Annotated in this window: 15 protein-coding genes and 1 pseudogene; 11 read left to right on the top strand and 5 right to left on the bottom strand. The window is 58.6% G+C overall.

Annotated elements, in window-relative coordinates; genetic code table 11:
* Positions 1–311 precede the first annotated feature (311 nt).
* The 4 genes from AC3WQN_RS20710 to AC3WQN_RS20725 all read right to left on the bottom strand — a co-directional run bounded on the left by AC3WQN_RS20710 (position 312) and on the right by AC3WQN_RS20725 (position 4,580).
* Entirely contained in the window at positions 312–1,436 is a 1,125-nt protein-coding gene (locus AC3WQN_RS20710; RefSeq protein WP_103400906.1) for an agmatine deiminase family protein, read from the bottom strand.
* Between the two features lie 73 nt (positions 1,437–1,509).
* Positions 1,510–2,613: an extracellular solute-binding protein gene (locus tag AC3WQN_RS20715; RefSeq protein WP_103400905.1), complete on the bottom strand. Its 1,104-nt coding sequence runs from the start codon at positions 2,611–2,613 to the stop codon at positions 1,510–1,512.
* A gap of 1 nt (position 2,614) precedes the next feature.
* A complete protein-coding gene (gene aguB, locus AC3WQN_RS20720; RefSeq protein ID WP_103400904.1) occupies positions 2,615–3,523 on the bottom strand; it encodes an N-carbamoylputrescine amidase in 909 nt (302 codons plus the stop codon).
* 4 nt (positions 3,524–3,527) lie between these two features.
* Positions 3,528–4,580 (bottom strand): agmatine deiminase family protein, encoded by a 1,053-nt coding sequence (locus tag AC3WQN_RS20725; protein WP_103400903.1) that lies wholly within the window; start codon positions 4,578–4,580, stop codon positions 3,528–3,530.
* A gap of 147 nt (positions 4,581–4,727) precedes the next feature.
* Here AC3WQN_RS20725 and AC3WQN_RS20730 point away from each other — a divergent pair, with 147 nt between their 5' ends.
* The 11 genes and pseudogenes from AC3WQN_RS20730 to AC3WQN_RS20780 all read left to right on the top strand — a co-directional run.
* Positions 4,728–5,600 carry a LysR substrate-binding domain-containing protein gene (locus AC3WQN_RS20730; RefSeq protein WP_103400902.1) on the top strand — a complete coding sequence of 291 codons (873 nt, stop codon included), beginning with the start codon at positions 4,728–4,730 and terminating at the stop codon, positions 5,598–5,600.
* 634 nt (positions 5,601–6,234) lie between these two features.
* Positions 6,235–6,780, top strand: coding sequence for an isopentenyl-diphosphate Delta-isomerase (gene idi, locus AC3WQN_RS20735; protein ID WP_103400901.1), 546 nt, complete (start codon positions 6,235–6,237; stop codon positions 6,778–6,780).
* A gap of 39 nt (positions 6,781–6,819) precedes the next feature.
* The gene (locus AC3WQN_RS20740; protein ID WP_256587312.1) at positions 6,820–7,764 is read left to right on the top strand and encodes a polyprenyl synthetase family protein; all 945 of its coding nucleotides are present in this window, start codon (positions 6,820–6,822) and stop codon (positions 7,762–7,764) included.
* Between the two features lie 42 nt (positions 7,765–7,806).
* Positions 7,807–9,732: a 1-deoxy-D-xylulose-5-phosphate synthase gene (gene dxs / locus AC3WQN_RS20745; RefSeq protein WP_103400900.1), complete on the top strand. Its 1,926-nt coding sequence runs from the start codon at positions 7,807–7,809 to the stop codon at positions 9,730–9,732.
* Between the two features lie 25 nt (positions 9,733–9,757).
* Complete coding sequence (locus AC3WQN_RS20750; RefSeq protein WP_103400899.1) at positions 9,758–10,711, top strand: SAM-dependent methyltransferase; 954 nt, start codon at positions 9,758–9,760, stop codon at positions 10,709–10,711.
* Between the two features lie 11 nt (positions 10,712–10,722).
* Positions 10,723–11,760 (top strand): Rieske 2Fe-2S domain-containing protein, encoded by a 1,038-nt coding sequence (locus AC3WQN_RS20755; protein WP_103400898.1) that lies wholly within the window; start codon positions 10,723–10,725, stop codon positions 11,758–11,760.
* On the top strand, positions 11,757–12,878 hold the full coding sequence (locus tag AC3WQN_RS20760; protein WP_103400897.1) for a terpene synthase family protein: 1,122 nt from the start codon (positions 11,757–11,759) through the stop codon (positions 12,876–12,878). Before AC3WQN_RS20755 ends, AC3WQN_RS20760 begins: the two co-directional genes overlap by 4 nt.
* 100 nt (positions 12,879–12,978) lie before the next feature.
* Positions 12,979–13,908, top strand: a complete 930-nt coding sequence (gene ispH, locus AC3WQN_RS20765; RefSeq protein ID WP_103400896.1) for a 4-hydroxy-3-methylbut-2-enyl diphosphate reductase — start codon at positions 12,979–12,981, stop codon at positions 13,906–13,908.
* Between the two features lie 25 nt (positions 13,909–13,933).
* The gene (gene ispG / locus AC3WQN_RS20770) at positions 13,934–15,238 is read left to right on the top strand and encodes a flavodoxin-dependent (E)-4-hydroxy-3-methylbut-2-enyl-diphosphate synthase (protein WP_103400895.1); all 1,305 of its coding nucleotides are present in this window, start codon (positions 13,934–13,936) and stop codon (positions 15,236–15,238) included.
* Between the two features lie 104 nt (positions 15,239–15,342).
* Positions 15,343–17,067 carry a phospholipase D-like domain-containing protein gene (locus AC3WQN_RS20775; RefSeq protein WP_103400894.1) on the top strand — a complete coding sequence of 575 codons (1,725 nt, stop codon included), beginning with the start codon at positions 15,343–15,345 and terminating at the stop codon, positions 17,065–17,067.
* A gap of 31 nt (positions 17,068–17,098) precedes the next feature.
* Positions 17,099–17,209: pseudogene (locus tag AC3WQN_RS20780) on the top strand (diaminopimelate epimerase); the annotation flags it as partial.
* 182 nt (positions 17,210–17,391) lie between these two features.
* Here the strand turns inward: AC3WQN_RS20780 and AC3WQN_RS20785 are convergent.
* Positions 17,392–18,156: a tetratricopeptide repeat protein gene (locus tag AC3WQN_RS20785; RefSeq protein ID WP_103400910.1), complete on the bottom strand. Its 765-nt coding sequence runs from the start codon at positions 18,154–18,156 to the stop codon at positions 17,392–17,394.
* Positions 18,157–18,229: the final 73 nt, after the last annotated feature.

Consider the following 18,229-nt stretch of genomic DNA (forward strand, 5'->3'; position numbering starts at 1 on the left):
GTCTTTCAGAACGAGCTCGACGATAGTTTTTGGGGCTGCTCTGCAGCCCAGCGCGAGCAAGCTCGCTCGCCACGGGGGATGTGTTGAGCAACCCTATCCTTAACTGAACAGCATTACCTTCATCGACGGGCTTATGGGGATGGCCTGGACCGCCGATGATTACTTCGGGCGCCACCCGTCACGACCGACTGTTACCGGCCAATCGCAAACGGTAGTGACAGTCGGGTCCCAGGCCAAAGCCGAAATTCAGCCGATTTGGCCATACGGCACAGAACACTGCCTTGCTGATCGAGCAACCCGTTGCCCCCCGGTTAAACCAACGGTTGATGACTGGTCACACAGTGAATACCGCCGCCACCGGCTGCGATTGCGTCGATGTTGAGCTGCACCACCTCACGGTCAGGGTAGAGTTCAGACAACAGGTCAAAGGCCTTGGCATCGGCCTTCTTGTCGCCGAACTCGGGCGCAATGACCGCCCCATTGATCACGACGTAGTTGATGTAGCCGGCAGCGAAGTCCGGGTTGTTGTTGCTGAAGGAGCTCTTTCGTGGCTTGAGCGGTGGCGACACGGTATGCACTTGCAGCGTGCGGCCATCGGCATCGGTGGCATTTTTGAGAATGTCCAGGTGAGCCAGTGTCACCTTGTGGTCGTACGACTCGGGATCGTTGTCGAGGTTGGCGATCACCACGCCTGGCTGGACGAAACGGGCGTAGAAATCCACGTGGGCGTCCGTGATGTCCTTGCCTTTGATGCCCGGCAGCCAGATGATTTTGCGCAAGCCCAGGCGGGCTTTCAGCTCTTGCTCGACCTCGGCCTTGCTCCAGTCGGGGTTGCGGTTGGCATTGATCCAGCTGCTTTCGGTCATGATCCCCGTTCCGTGACCGTCTACCTCGATACCACCGCCCTCGCCCACCAGTTCGCTGCGCATATGACGGGCGTCCACGGTGCTGGCAACCCGAGCGGCCAACCGCGCATCCTTGGCATGCCGCTGTTTGTTGCCCCAGCCATTGAAGTTGAAATCCACGGCGCCAAGCCCGCCTTCCCCATCGATGACAAAGTTGGCTCCGGTATCGCGCATCCAGATATCGTCGAGTTCGGTGACGACGTAGGTGATGTTCGCCGTACCGCAGTGCTCTTCGGCCAGATCCCGCTCGCCCTCGCGACAGAACACAGTCACCGGCTCATGGCGGGCGATGGTGCGTGCGATCAGGCCTATCGCCTCTTGCACGTCAGCGGTGAACGCCTCCCAGATAGCCTCCTGGGCGCCAAAGGCGATGAAGGCCCGCCGGTGCCGGTCGCCCTCATCCGGCATGTGCCAACTGCCTGCGGCGGCCGCATGTGCGCACAAGGGTGTCAGGCCAAGCCCGATGGACACGGCTGCACCCATACCGGCAACTACCGAGGCCTGTTTGATGAACTCACGACGCGTCGACATGTATTGATCCTTGAATGTTTCTGACTGGCTTGCGCGGCTCGCACGCCACCCGAGTGACCCGTTGCCTGGCCCCTTATTGAGTAGCGGCTGTCTTGAACCGGGTCCAGGTGCGCATGCGCGCGCGCATATCGGCCTGGGAAATGTCCTTGCCAGGAATCAGACGTGCATAAGTGGCATCGTCGAGGTAAATATCCGGGTTGTTGCGCATGCTCGCATCGACGCTCGGACGGGCCTTGGCATTGGAAGTGGGATAGCCGGTGAAGTTACTGATCGCGGCCATGTTCTCCGGGCGCATGACGAAGTTGATGAACGCATAGGCGTACTCCGGGTGTTTGGCGTCGACAGGAATCGCCATGGCGTCCATCCACACCGTAGTGCCTTCACGGGGAACACGGTACTGGAACGTGGTGTTCTTGCCGGCGCTGTCCGACGTCCGTTGCGCCTGGGTCATGTCCCCGCTGTAGCCAAGCGACAGGCACAGGTTGCCGTTCACCAGGTCGGTCACCGGTTGCGACTGGAACTTGCGGATGTACGGCCGCAACTTGCGCAGCAAGTCACTCGCCGCCGCCAGGTCCTCGGGCCTGGCGCTGCGTGGTTCCCGGCCCAGGTAATTGAGCACGACCGCCAGCACTTCGTCCGGCGAGTCGATCATCGAAATACCACAATCGGCAAACCGCGCAGCCAGCTCCGGCTTGAACAGCAGGTCCAGGCTGTTGACCGGGGCATCCGGCATGCGCTGGTGAATCTGCTCGGCATTGTACGTCAGGCCGATGGTGCCCCAGGTGTAGGGAACGGTGGCCTGGCTCGAATGCACATAATGAGTACGCAGTTTCTGCAAACCTGGCTCGATATCATTTAGCGCCGTGAGCCTTGACGGGTCCAGCGGCGACAGGCTGCCAGCACGCATCAAGCGTTCCGCCACCGTATCGCCCGGGAAGATCAGGTCATAACCACTGCCGCCCGCCAGCAGCTTGGCTTCCAGCGTCTCACTGCCATCCATGACGTCGTAGATCACCTTGATCCCGGTTTCAGCGGTGAACCGGGCCAGGGTGTCCTCGGCAAAATAGTCCGCCCAGTTGTACAGCCTGAGGGTTTTCTCTTGCGCGTGGAGCGAGGGCAAGGCACAGCCAAACGCCAATCCCAGGGCGCCAATCAACAGTTTGTTGGAAATACCCATGTCAAACCCCTTCTGTGTTCCAGCGTGCATGGCGGTGACGACCGTCCTGGCTCAGCAGCGCCCCGTACATCTCCGGACGACGATCGCGGTAGATCCCCCAGCTCAGGCGTTCTTCACGCATGGCGGCCAGGTCCAGGCTGTGGACCAGCACGCCCGTGCTGTCGCGGTCGGCCTCGGCGAGCAACTTGCCCTTGTGGTTGCAGATAAAGGACGAGCCGTAGAAGCTCATCTGCAGGGCCGGATCGGTGGTCGCCACTTCACGGCCGACACGATTGGCCGCCACGACCGGCAGGATGTTGGCGGCCGCATGGCCGCGCATGGTCATCTGCCAGTGGTCACGTGAATCCAGCGCGGCGCAACCAGGCTCAGAGCCAATGGCGGTGGGAAACAACAGGACTTCGGCGCCCATCAATGCCAGGCAACGCGCGGTCTCGGGGAACCACTGGTCCCAGCAGATCCCCACGCCGATGCGCCCAAACGCCGTGTCCCAGACCCGGAAACCGGTATCCCCGGGGCTGAAATACTCCTTCTCCTGATAACCAATGGCGTTGGGAATGTGGGTCTTGCGGTACACGCCCAGCAGGCGTCCATCGGCATCGGCCACGCTCAAGGAGTTGAAGTAGGCATTGCCCGCCTTCTCGAACCAGCTCAGCGGCAGCACCACACCCAGCTCCCTGGCCAGCGCGGCGAAGCGCTTGAGGACACGACTGTCTCGATATTCTTCGGCCAAGGCCAGGTGTTGATGGCTTTGCTCGATACAGAAGTAAGGTGTGGCAAACAGTTCCTGCAACAGGATGACCTGGGCGCCCTTGGCCGCCGCCTCACGCACCAACTGCTCAGCCTGATCAAGGTTGTGTGACAAGTCCCAGGTGCAGGGCATCTGGGTGGTCGCAATCGTCAATAGCGTCATGGCCTCAACCCTCCACCGGCCAGGCCGGCTGTTGCTGGGTGATGCAATGCACGCCACCACCACCATGGGCCAGATGATTGATCCGCACCGGTACCACTTCGTGGTCGGGGAAGGCTTGAGCCAAAACTTTCGCAGCCACATGGTCAGCGTCAATGCCATAGGCCGGCATGATGATGGCGTTGTTAGCGATGTAGAAGTTGGTGTAGGAGGCACAGAACACGTCAGCGTCGGTGTCCACGGCATCAGTGGCTTCGTACAACTCGATCAGCTCGAACTGACGGCCATGGGCATCGGTGGCCAGTTCCAGGGCGCGACGGTTTTCTCGCACCACCTCGGCATACACCGAGCCCCTGTCGTGGGTGGCATCGACCAGCAACACGCCAGGGCGCGCAAACGCGCACACGCCATCGACATGGCCATCCGTCATGTCGCCGGTCACGTAGTCCGGATCGCCCGGTAGCCAGACGGTCTTCTTCACGCCCAGCAGACGCGTGAAGACTTCCTCCATCTCGGCCTTGTTCATGCCCGGGTTGCGATTGGGGTTGAGCAAGACGGACTCGGTGGTGATCAGCGTGCCCTCGCCGTCAACATGAATGGCACCGCCTTCGTTACTCAGTGGCGTGCCAAAGCACGGTAGCCCCAGATGATTGAGTGCGCGCCGCGCCAAGCTTTCGTCCAGGTCGTGCGCCGACTTTCCGCCCCACGCGTTGAAGCGCCAGCTCACACCCGCCACCCCCTGCTGCGGGTGGCAGACGAAGCTCGGGCCGGAGTCCCGACACCAGCTGTCGTTCACCGCCAACTCGATCAGTTCGATGTTGGGCCCGCACAAAGCCTTGGCGCTGGCGACCGCAGCCGGATCGACGACCATCTTCACCGGTTCGAAACGGGCAATGGCGTTGGCCACACGAGCGAAGTCCTCTTGCACCTGCACCAGCGTGACGCCCCAACCCGACTCCCAGAGTGCCTGGTTATGGGGCCAGACCATCCATGTCGCGGCGTGCCTGACCCACTCGGCCGGCATCCACCAGCCACTGTTGCGAATTTCATCGTGTTGCATGACATGCTGCATGATAAAAAGCCCTGTTAGTTAAGCCATTGTGTTCAACAAAACTGCCTTGGCGGTCTTGTCTTGCATGCTACGGCTGTAAAAAAGGGCAAACAAACGATGGATTTTGCAGAAAAGTGATTAGAGGAACTTATCAATATGCTCAAGCACTGGCCACCGCTCAGCTCCCTTCGCGGCTTTGAATCTGCTGCCCGGCTGGGCAGTTTCCACAAGGCCGCGGCCGAGTTGCACCTCACTCAGTCGGCAATCAGTCAGCAGATCCGCAGCCTTGAGGCGTACCTTGAGCAACCCTTGTTCTTTCGCAGTGGACGCAGCGTCAGCCTGACCGATGCGGGGCACGACCTGCTCAGCACCACCCAGGTGCTGCTGCAACAACTGGCCGTCGGCATCCGCCGTCTTGGGCAATACCAGAAACCCAACCAACTGGTCCTCAACACCACCCCGGCGTTCGCCCGCCACTGGCTGCTGCCACGCCTGGGGGATTTTCGCCGCCAGCATCCAGAAGTCGATCTGTGGGTGTTCACCACCGATGAAGTCCCGGACATGGCCACCCAGACCATCGACCTCGCGGTGCGGGACGACATCAGCTCCCAGGCCGAGTGCAGCTTCAAGGTGCTGCACGCAGACCGCCTCTACCCGGCGTGTCACCCCAGCCAGTTGGCGATGCCTGGCGAACAGCGCACAACCCTGCACGGCGAGCGGGAAATGGACTGGAGTCACTGGGCCGTGGAAGCCGGCATCGATGTGGGCCAGAAAGATCAGGGGCTGAACTTTTCAGACCCCGGCCTGCTGCTGGACGCCGCGTGCGCGGGGCTCGGCATCGCCCTGGTCAGCCAGTTGCTGAGTCGGCAGGCGCATGCCGACGGACTGTTGCAACCCTTGGTGGACCACACCATTCGCGGCCCGAACTGGGCCTTGTTGACCCATCGCGACAGCGAGAACAATGCTCTGGCGCGCAGCTTCAGCGATTGGCTGGTGAGCCGCCTGGAAGCCGAAAACCCGGTGATGTAACGGTTCTGGGCCCGGTCTTTCGTCCCTGGCTTGATCGAGGGCAGTACGAGGGCCATGTTCGGGCGCTCGTGATTGTATGTCCAGATCCAGTTCGTGCCGTAGTCCTGAACTTCGGCAGTCACCGAGACATAACTGGTTCATACCGGAGATGAGTTATTTAACTCCCTTTATCTTGAGGCATTAAGTTACTTACCACCTGATTAAACAGCAGTAATTCCTGTGTCACCTTTCTATCGAAGACCCAGTCGCCGCGACAACTAATTCGCACGAGCACGCCCCTCAAAAAACAGATCACGGCACAGTATTTCTGCGGACAACAAGACGACCAGTCGGAGACTATCAGACTCAAAGGGCCTCACAAGCAAAGCGCTTGAACAACTGGCTATAGGGTTCAAAGCACATCGCTATATAGCCTCTGGTTTTTCGGCCCAAATAACAAAACGACATAAAGTAAATAGCCATTTTATTAATCTCACAAAAACAAATACGACGAATGGCAACAAAATACTCTTGCGAAGTTTAATGCACAGAACTAGATTCCAGCCCCTACTTCAGTACATGGCCTCGGCCTGTTTTTCTACGAAGTCAAGCCCGCAGTAATGTCCGATAGCGAATACCAAAATGGAATTTGGTCATGGAAGAAACATTGATACTGGTTGATCTGGATGATCGTGAAATCGGCTTCGCACAGAAGTTGCACGTCCATCAACAGGGTCTGCTGCATCGGGCATTTTCAGTTTTCATTTTCGATGGCAACGGCCGTGTGCTGTTGCAACAGCGTGCCTTGGGCAAATACCACTCTCAAGGTCTGTGGACCAACGCCTGCTGTGGACATCCGCGCCAGGGTGAGCGGACCCGCGCAGCGGCCAAACGCCGACTGCGCGAAGAGATGGGGCTCAACTGCAAACTGACACCTGTTGCCACCCTGCTCTACCACGAACACGTGTCAAATCAACTCATCGAGCATGAATACGACCACGTATTCGCCGGTATCAGCCGCACTGCGCCAGTTGCCAACCCCGAAGAAGCCCACAGCTGGCAATGGCTGAAACTCTCCGAGATTCCGCAACGCATCGCCACAACCCCTGAAGCTTTCAGCATCTGGTTTCGCCGGATCTTCGAGCAGGTCGGGCCGGCCGGGGTGCGCAGCTGGAAACAACTCGCGCACAGCCACCGCTGAGCACTGTTGCTCCGCTCACACCCTCACGAGAGATCAGCTATGAACAGCAGCGTCCACATGACGTCGGCAGAACCTTTGTCAGCCATCGCTCAACCATGCTCGGACGAAGTCTTCGACGCCTGGAAACGGGACGTTGTGCAGCGCACTGAACAGGTTCTGGAGCGAGCGTTACCCGCCAGCAACATAACCCCGGCACGTTTGCATGAAGCCATGCGCTTCGCGGTACTTGGCGGCGGTAAACGCACCCGCCCCTTGCTGTGTCATGCCGCAGGGATTGCCGTCGGAGCAGACACTCAAGCACTGACAGTTGTGGCGGCGGCTCTGGAAATGATGCACGTGTATTCACTGGTCCACGATGACCTGCCAGCCATGGACAATGACGACTTGCGTCGCGGCCAACCCACCGTGCACGTGAAGTACGACGAAGCCACCGCGATTCTGGTGGGCGATGCCTTGCAAGCCCAAGCGTTCATCACCTTGCGCGACTCGTCGATACCCACTGACTGTCAAGCGCGGCTAATGGGCGAGTTGGCTACGGCCGTGGGTTCATGCGGTATGGCCGGCGGCCAGATGATTGACCTGGCAAGCGTTGGCATTGAACTGAACCGCACCCAACTCGAGCAGATGCACCGAATGAAAACCGGCGCCTTGATCCAGGCGTCCGTTCGCATGGGCGCGCTATGCGCAGAAAATGCTTCGTTTGACCTGCAAGCCCTTGATCGCTACTCAGCCCGGATCGGACTGGCCTTTCAGGTCGTCGACGACATTCTCGACGCGACCATGGACACCGCCACCCTGGGTAAAACCGCCGGCAAGGATGCCCGCGACCATAAACCCACCTACGTCTCGATCATGGGCCTGCACCCGGCCAGGCAACTGGCGCAGCAACTGGTCGCACAGGCCCACCAATCGCTGGAGCCGGTCGGTGCCGCAGCCACCTGGCTGCACGGTCTGGCAGATCTGATTATCAAGCGCGTGCGCTGAAATCCACGGTCATCCGGAAAACGCTCAAGAAAGGAGTCCAGCATGTTCGAGTTGCTCAACACCGTCGACAGCCCGGCTGATCTGCGAGCCATGCATGCCGATGCGCTGGCCCCACTGGCAGACGAACTTCGGGCGTTCATTCTGCACAGCGTCTCGAACACTGGCGGCCACCTCTCGGCGAACCTGGGCACTGTAGAGTTGAGCATTGCCTTGCACTACGTGTTCGACACCCCCAACGACCGGATTGTCTGGGATGTCGGCCACCAGGCCTATGCCCACAAAATTCTCACCGGGCGCCGCGACGCGATGGCAAGCATTCGTCAGCTCGGTGGTATTTCCGGATTTCCGCGACGCAGTGAATCAACCTACGACGCCTTTGGCACCGCCCACTCCAGCACCTCGATTTCGGCGGCGCTGGGAATGGCGCTTGCGGCGCGTAACAAGGTGGAGCAGCGCCACTGCATTGCGGTGATCGGCGACGGCGCACTCACTGGTGGCATGGCGTTCGAAGCGATGAATAACGCAGGGCTCTACAAAGATCTGCCGTTGCTGGTGATCCTCAATGACAACGACATGTCGATCTCGCCCGCCGTCGGTGCGCTGCGCCATTACCTGGGCAAACTGACGGTCAATCGCTGTGCGATCTCGACCAAGGCACGTATCAAGCGCCTATTACGCGATGTTCCCGTCGTACACGAACTGGTCCACAAGACCGAGGCGCATCTTAAGGGCCTGGTGACGCCGGCCAACCTGTTCGAAGCCATGGGTTTCAATTACAGCGGCCCCGTTGACGGTCATGACCTTGGCGAATTGGTCCACGCGTTGAAAGCGATGCAAAGCCTGCGCGGGCCACAACTGCTGCACATCGTCACTGAAAAAGGTCACGGTTATACGCCGGCCACCGCCGACCCGGTGCTGTACCACGGACCGGGGAAGTTCAATCCGGTGCAGGGCATTCTTCCAGCGTCCGCCAGCAAACAAACGTACACCCAGGTGTTCGGCCAGTGGCTGTGTGATGAAGCGGAACATGACCCGCGCATCGTCGCCATCACTCCGGCCATGCGCGAAGGCTCCGGGCTGGTGGAGTTCGAGCGGCGCTTCCCTGAGCGTTACTTCGACGTCGGCATCGCCGAGCAACACGCCCTGACCTTCGCCGCCGGGTTAGCCAGCGAAGGTCTCAAGCCCGTGGTGGCAATCTATTCGACTTTCCTGCAACGGGCCTATGACCAACTGATTCACGACATCGCCATCCAGAATCTGCCGGTTCTGTTCGCCATAGACCGGGCCGGCATCGTCGGTGCCGATGGCGCCACCCACACCGGCGCCTTCGACATTGCTTACCTGCGCTGCGTACCAAACCTGACGGTCATGGCCCCCGCCGACGAAAACGAATGCCGGCAACTGCTTCACACCGCCCTGCTCCATGACGGCCCGACCGCCGTACGCTATCCGCGGGGTGTCGGCAACGGTCAAGCACCGCTTCCGCAGCTGACGAGAGTGCCCTTGGGCAAAGGAGAAATTCGTCGTACGTCGAGTCAAGCCAAGGGTTGTCGCATTGCAATCCTGGCCTTCGGTTCGATGCTGCTCCCCGCGCTGGAAGCGGCCGACGCCCTCGATGCCAGCGTCGCCAACATGCGTTTTATCAAACCGCTCGACGGGGCATTGATCGAGCAACTCGCCCGCAGTCATGACGTGTTGGTGACCGTCGAAGAGGGCTGCGTCATGGGCGGTGTCGGCTCCGCTTGCCTGGAGCACCTGATCACCACCGGCCTCTTCCGGCCCGTGTTGCAACTGGGCTTCGGCGACCAGTTCATCGAGCACGGCTCCCCCGAGCAGATGCTCGGCGCTTGCGGCCTCGATGCCGCAGGAATCACCGCATCGATACAGCGCTTTCTGATCGAGCGCAGCCTGGACGACCTGCTAATCGGAAGCGCATCTACGCCCGCATCGTTGCGCGCAAGAGCATGAAGTGAATACTCACAAGGAGAGAGCCATGAGCAGCCAACCGAAAAAGGACACCCCCGTCGATGAAAACCGACTGCCTTATCAAGACATTCAGGGCTCGAGTATCGACAGCTATCAGGAGAAGGTCGCATACACCTACGGCGACAGCCCGGAAGACTGGGGCAAGGCCATCGGTGATTACCGGCTGTTTCAGTTCGGCGTCTACGACGACCCTCGCTCGACACCGCCCATCAGCCTCGATGAGTCCGGTATTCGTTATTTCGAACGGCAACTGAAACTCGCCGGCCTCGAAGAGCCGAATCGCCCACCGATCAAACGCATCCTCGACATCGGTTGCGGCTGGGGCTACATCCTCAAATACCTGGCCGGACGCTTCCCCGAATGCCAACGCCTGGACGGCGTCAACGTCAGCCGCCGGCAACTGGAGCACTGCGCGAAGTTCCATGCCGAGCAAGGGTTGTCCGATCGCATCAATCTATACCTGTGCAACGCCAAGGATATCGAACTGCTGCCGGACGCCGATGAGCCCTACGACCTGGTGATCATTCGCGGCGTGATCTCGCACTTCCCCGACGAACTCTACGAAACCACCCTGCGCGCCCTCGCCGGCCGCGTGCGCGACGGCGGTGTGGTGGTCATCTCGGACAACCTCTACAACACCCCTCCCGCAACCTACACCTCCGACACCCCGGACGAAGTCGACCGCCTCGCCTGCAAACACCGCAAATCACCGGAGTACTTTCGCAAGGTGCTGGAACAGAGTGGTTTCACCACTCACGACATGCGCGTGTTGCCGTCCAACATCGATGTGGCGCGCTGGTTGATGGATTCGAAAGCCAATATCGAGAACAAAGCGTTGTTCCCTCATGGGGTGACGGGTGCGCTGGAAGAGTTACGGGTGCTGGCGGAGAACTGGTCGGTGGCGCTGCTGAAGAACAAGGTTTCGACGTATAGCGTGATCGTCACAAAACCGAGTCAGTGAAGGAGCGAGTCATGGATGCGTCTCCAATCACCGAGCAGGAAGAAGCTGTTTCAATCCCGGCCCGGAAAAATATTGGCCATAAGCGCAGTGCAACAGGAATAGCGCAGGTCGCATTACCCTATCCCAATGGGTGGTTCGCGGTCTGCTTCAGTCATGAGTTGAAGCCAGGTGCCGTGATGCGGGTCCCCTTCATGGGGCAGGAGTTGGTGCTTTACCGCACGGCCTCGGGGTTACCCCGAGCGATCGACCCTTATTGCCCGCACTTGGGTGCCCACTTGGGTTATGGCGGCAAAGTCATTGGTGAGGATCTCGTCTGTCCGTTTCATGGACTCGCCTTCACCCCACAAGGAAACTGCATCAGAACGGGAAACGGCCAAAAACCCCCATCCGCTGCACTGACACAGCGCTATTTCAAAGAGGTCGATAACGTCCTCTTTGTCTGGCGGCATGAAGATAATCACCCACCTTACTGGGAATTACCTGAATTGGACTGTGCCGGGTTTTCTCAGGGATGTTACGAGACGTTCCAATTACAGGGACTGTCTCAGGACATGACGGAAAACAGCGCCGACCCCTCCCACTTTGCGTATCTGCACGGCCTGAAGGAGGTCACTACGCACCATCAAGAAGACGGACACCGGATGATTTACACCATGCGGGCGAAGGTCTTCGGCCAGGTCGTCACTATGCGGATGACCTGTTATGGCATCGGGTATGCGGTGGGTGAAGCCTTGTTTGAACGTTTGGGTTTACTGGCGAGAACACAGGCGCTGGGTACCCAGACGGCACCGCTGGGCTGGACATTCCGCATGATTGATACCCTCCGTGTTGAACGGATCAAATCGCTGCCACAGCCGCTGCGTCGTGTCACGTATGCGTTGGCACTTTTTTTCATTCATCGCTGGTTCGTGAAAACCGTTAAAGAAGACTTTGCCGTGTGGAGCAACCGGCGTTTTATGAGCGCCCCTCAACTGGTTGACGATGAATCCAACATGGCCGTTTACCGTCGCTGGACCAGCCAATTCTATCCCCGCAGGACAAAATCATGACCCTCAAATTACCGCCGCTTCCCCAGCCGTTCACGTTTGCTGTTCATCCCAGTTTTACAACGGGTAACTCAACCCCTTATCTGGACCTGGATATCTACGATAAAAGTCCGTTTGAGCATGCCACGCGTGCTTATGCAGATCGCTTTGAGCTTTATCAGGACGACCCTCAACGCGAACGGTTGGCCAATATCCATTGCAGTTGGCTAGGTTCAATGATGTATCCCGTTGGTAGTGACGAACTGCTGCAAGTTGGCATCGACTTTTGCATGTGGGCCTTTGCTTACGACGATGAATACTGCGACGAAGGGGATATCTCCAGTCAACCAGACAAGTTCATCCAGGCCTCTGCTGAAATCTGGCGTCAGTTCGAATCGCCGGAGTACGCACTTTCGCAGGATCGCTATGCCTTGGCCGCCCGTGATTTGCGTATACGCCTTGATAAATTTGCGAAACCAGAACACACCGCACGTTTCGTTGAATCCATGCGGATCTACATGATGGCGGAAATGTGGAAAGCCATTAATCCGGTGCCATCGGTTAACGACTATGTGTCCATGCGGGTAACCGGCGGCGGTGCCTGGTCATTTCCGACTCTTGGGCATGTGATTGCCAACGTCGATATCTCCCAACGAGACTATGAAGATCGCCGTGTGCGGGCATTATTCGAAATGCTGGCTCACCTGATGGCCTGGGAAACCGAACCGCATGCCTATTTGAAGGAAATGACACGCGGCTCGAATTATAAAGAGCACAACCTGATCCGCGTGCTGATCCGTGAACGCCAGTGCAGCTTTGATGCCGCTATCGATGAGTACCTGGATATGCGCTTGCGCTTGCTTGGACTGTTCCTGCGTTTAAAGGCAGATGTGGAGAAAGACGCCTCAGATGGTGTGAAAGCCTATATCGAGTCAGTCATTCGTTACTATGTTGGCGCCACCGTCTGGTCACAAAACACACGACGCTATAAATCGATGAGCGGTAATACTAACGATAGCGCCTTTGTGGGTGGCCAGTTGACAGAGCCACAACCAGCAGAGACTTTCAACAACACAAAACCCATTCAAATAGATGCTATGAAGTGGTGGTGGAAATATGACCCGCTGACTTTGAAGCGATAAAAGGATGATCGACTAATAACAAGTCACCTATCGACTTGCACCCAAATTTCAACACCCAAAAATCTCCTCTTTCACGTTCTACTCAGCATGAGGGAACCCCATGAAAGTCATCCTCGCCCAACCCCGTGGCTTCTGCGCCGGGGTGGTCCGGGCTGTCAAAACCGTTGAACAGGCCCTAGAACAGTACGGCGCACCGGTGTACGTGCGTCACGAGATTGTGCATAACCAGCATGTGGTCGAGAGCCTGCGCAACAAGGGCGCACGGTTCGTCGAGGAGCTGGATGAAGTGCCGGTGAACGCGGTCACCATTTTCAGTGCCCATGGTGTGGGCACAAACGTGGAGGACGAAGCCCGCTGGCGTCAGTTGCGAGTGCTGGATGCGACTTGTCCGCTGGTGACCAAGGTGCACAACCAGGGTCGGCAGTATGCAGCCAAGGGATATCGGGTGATTCTGATTGGTGAGGCTGGGCATCCTGAAGTGATCGGCACGCTGGGGCAGATTCCTGCCCCAGTCGCGCTGGTGCGAAATGTCGCTGAAGTGGCGGCGTTGACGTTCGCGGCGGATGCACCGTTGGCCTACATTACCCAGACCACCCTGAGCGTCGACGACACCCACACCGTCGTTGAAGCACTCAGGCTACGCTATCCGCAGATTGTCGGACCGGATACCCGGGACATTTGTTATGCCGTGCAGAATCGTCAGACCGCAGTGCGTGAGTTGAGCCGCTGCACCGATCTGGTGTTGGTGGTCGGCAGCGTTAAAAGCGCCAACTCCGTGACCTTGCGCGATATCGCCGGCAAAAGCGGAAAACCCAGCTACTTAATCGCCGATGGCAGCGCGGTACGCAGTGAATGGTTTGGCACTGGGCCGACTGTCGGTATTACTGCCGGCGCCTCGACACCGGAGTCCATGATTGACGATGTAATCGCTGCCCTGGCACGAATCGCACCGCTGGAAATCGAGACCCTGCCAGGTCGTGAAGAACACGTGCAGTTCCGCCTGCCCGCCGGGTTGATTGCGCGCCAGTAGGGCACGTCCCACAGGAGCCGAATCAATGAACAGCGCAATTCCCAGACGTCGCACCCACCAGGTCGCCATTGGTTCGCTGAGGCTGGGCAGCGACAGTCCGATCGTGGTGCAGGCCATGACCAACACCGACACCGGCGATGCCCAGGCTACTGCCCGTCAGGTCGAAAGCCTGGCGGTGACCGGTGCCGAGCTGGTGCGGATCACGGTCAATAGCCATGACGCTGCCGCTCAGGTGGCGAACATTCGCGAATTACTCGACCGGCGCAACGTCAGCGTGCCGCTGGTAGGCGACTTTCACTTCAACGGCCATCGTTTGCTGGCAGCTTACCCTGAGTGCGCCGAGGCATTGGGCAAATACCGGATCAACCCCGGCAACGTCGGCAAAGGCGCCAAACGCGACGAACAGTTTTGCAGCATGATCGAGGTCGCTTGCCGCTACGACAAACCAGTGCGAATCGGGGTCAACTGGGGCAGCCTGGATCCCGACTTGCTCGCCCGAATGATGGATGCCAACGCGGCACTCACCCAACCGTTGGCCGCTGATGCGGTCATGCGTGAGGCACTGGTCGTCTCGGCGCTGGAGAATACCCAGCGTGCCATCGAAGTCGGCCTGCCAGCAGATCACATTGTGTTGTCGGCGAAGGTCAGCCAGGTGCAGGACTTGATAGCGGTGTACCGTACCCTTGCAGCGCGCTGCGACTTTCCGTTGCACTTGGGGTTGACGGAGGCCGGCATGGGCATCAAAGGCATCGTCGCCTCCTCCACCGCGCTGGCGGTGCTGTTGCAGGAAGGCATCGGCGATACGCTGCGCATTTCCCTCACCCCGGAACCCAATGGCGACCGCAACCGAGAAGTGTTGGTCGCGCAGCAGATTTTGCAAACTATGGGCCTGCGAGCGTTTACTCCGAGCGTTATCGCCTGCCCTGGTTGCGGACGGACCACCAGCAGTCTTTTTCAGGAGCTGGCGCAGCAGATCGAAGATTTCCTACGGATACAGACACCTGCCTGGAGAAACCTGTACCCAGGCGTCGAGCAGATGCAAGTGGCGGTCATGGGCTGCGTGGTCAACGGCCCGGGCGAAAGTCGTCTGGCCGACATCGGTATTTCCCTGCCCGGCGCGGGTGAACATCCGTCAGCCCCGGTCTATATGAACGGTGAGCGGGTTATGACGTTAAAGGGCTCAAGCATTGCCCAAGACTTCACTCAACTGCTCGAGGCGTATGTAGCTGCTCGTTATGGCGGCTTGGAGTCAGAGCGTCTACGGTTGAGTAAGATGTTGACGAAGGAAAGTGGACTTTCCCCTACAAAATCGGACACCGACTCCCTGTGAAATTGATACGGCGGCCAACAGCTACACTTTCGATCGCCTTCAGCTCAATCATCAGGCAGGGCAAGACCGGGAAACCACCGCCATCGTTTCAAAAGGAATGAAACATGTCCGAAGAGTTCCAGATTGTCGCAGGGAACGCCAACGCCCCCTTCACCTTGAAACTTCACCGCGGCGACGGCATGACTCTCCTCGCCATGAACTGGAGGGCAGCAGAACCACCCCGCGATTTCGCAGGTTTCGCCCTTGAGTACAAAGAGCCCGATGGCGACCGTTACTGGGTGATCAAGAACCGCATCAGTTTCCCGAACCCCGACGGTAGTGTGAACAAGACTCGAACCTCCAGCCGTCTCGCTCCCATTCAGAAGTTCCGCTGGGTTCACTTTCCCCTGAACGCTGAAAAGAAAGGCGAATTCACCTACCGGGTTACACCTGTGTTCATGAGCCTTTCCGGTGAGCTCAGTTACGGAGAGGCGCAGGAGGCAGGCATTGCCTTGGCACGTGAAACCTATCCCGGGAAACTGAACGTCACCTTCACTCGAGGCTTCGTCTCCTCGCAGGCTTTCGTTGATCGGTACGTTACCGACACAGACGGCATGCACACCCTTATCCCCGCCACAGCCAACGAAGGCCTGAGGTTCGTGCCCACTCACCCCGAGGCCAAGGAAGCGCTTCAATGGATGGGCTTCGAGGCGCGCAGCGCAATTCTCGAAGTGCTCGACGCGGCTATCGCCGACACGACTGCGCTCGTGCGTGTGGTTTGCTTTGATCTCAACGACCCCGCCATCGTCTCTCGCCTCAAGAAGCTCAAGCAGCGGTTGCGCGTCATCATCGACAACAGCAAGGCCCACAAGCCAGAAACGTCCGCCGAGTCGCAAGCTGCCGACCTCCTCGCCACGACCGCCGGAGCTGACCAGGTCAAACGCCAGCACATGAGTGACCTCCAGCACAACAAGACCATCGTGGTCGATGGCGAACACATCAAGGCAGCTGTCTGCGGCTCCACGAACTTCACGTGGCGTGGCCAATTCATACAGTCCAACAACGCCATCGTCGTGTACGGAGAACATGCCATCCGGCCGTTCATCAATGCGTTTGAGCACTACTGGAAGCATGACTCCGTCAAAGGTTTCGGCCCGACGGAGTCGACCGGCTGGCAAAGCCTTCAACTCGACGACATAGACGCCCACGTCACCTTTTCGCCGCATTCCAGCAATAAAGGTGTACTGCAAGCTGTCGCGGATGACATACAGGGCGCGCAATCCTCGGTCTTCTATTCATTGGCGTTCCTGAACCTGACGGACGGGCCCGTGACCGATGCCATCAAAATGGTGACCCAGAAGCAGGGCATCTTCGTTTATGGCATTTCCGACAAGAGAACCGCTGGCCTGGACGTGCAGCTCCCTGACGGCAAGATCGCGCCCGTGTATGTGGCCAACCTCAGCGCCAACCTCCCCGAGCCCTTCAAAAGCGAACCCACGGGTCAAGGGGTCAACGGCCTGGGCTCACGCATGCACCACAAGTTTGTGGTCATCGATTTCGACAAGCCTACAGCCCGCGTTTACACGGGGTCCTACAACTTTTCGAAACCTGCTGACAACGAGAATGGTGAGAACCTTCTCCTCATCAAAGACCGTCGCATCGCAGTGTCCTACATGATCCAGGCCCTGACCCTCTTCGACCACTATCACTTCCGCGTACGCCAGGCCCAAGCCGACGCATCCAACACCCCCATTCAGTTGAAAAAAGCCCCGACGACGGGGCAGAAACCGTGGTGGTATGACGACTACAACGACCGCCGAAAGATACTTGACCGAGAACTGTTCGCATGATGACCGCTGTGACACACCTGCCTCTCGAGCACTCAGGCCGAACGTACATTTCGTCCAGATCATTGACCGAAAGCACATTCGGTTGCGCATTTGGGAGCGCTGGGGAGGGATTCCTCTCGGTTGTGTTTCTCATCGGACCGGTAGAGACGATTTTTTCGGGCTCAATCACGGATGCCCTATTACAAGGTTCATAGCTGCTACATCGTGATAAACAGAGGCTCCAATCGTTTACAACCAAAAAGGGTATGGGTTGCGGGACGACCCCTTTCCTGACAGATACATGTTAGATCGGCGGCTATCGGCCAGACGTGGACACTCAGAAACTCAACCCTGCACCAAGTAGGCCCCGAACGGAACCCGATGTCGCAGCTTCTTGCATTTGCCGGGTGCGGGTTGATTCCCCGGCGGGCGATCGGGAAACCAGATTCGGCATTTACCCGGAGGTGGCAAATGACCGCGGGGAATCTCAACCTTATCGTACGCGGGCTCTGGCTCGACGGAAGCCATTTGCAATTCTCCTTCGGATCGAGGTCTGCCAGCCGTCGGTGAGTCCGATACCCCATCTGCCTTTGTACGAGCGAAGTTGCCAGCGTCGCGCCCAGTGTCCGGAGTGGATTGTTCAGCAACGGCCATTTCTGCTTCGCGGCGCCTTCGGGTCTCCTCTTCCAGCCCCTTCTGTACTGCGACCAGGTCCTCTTTGGCGTTGGGTGGGGTACTCGAAGACTGGGCCTGCTGCGCCGCCTGGATCAATTGGAAGTTGCGGTTGCGTAACTCGACGTTGCGACCAACTCGCATGTTTGAGCGCGCCGCCAACGTTTCTGCCTGCTGGTACTGCCCCTGCTGAAGACGCAACACACCGAGATAATGCAGCGTCGCGGGATTGTTCGGCTGGATGTGCAGGGCACGCTCCAGCGTGGCAGCGGCTTGGTCCAACTGGCCATTTTCATACTGCCGCGAGGCGGTTTCGATCAGGGTGGTTGATGCGCTGTTACTTTGCGAGGCCGCTCTTCGCTCGGCAGCAACCGAACAAAGCGACGCGACGGCGCAGAACGCCAGGATGAGACCCGGCAGAAAACTCTTGGTTGGCATCAGGGGGCGGACTCGGCTGATCTCGGACGGTACTGCCGTAAAACAGGCCACAGCGCTGCTCGGCATATCCGAT

This window comes from Pseudomonas sp. FW300-N1A1, assembly GCF_058789115.1.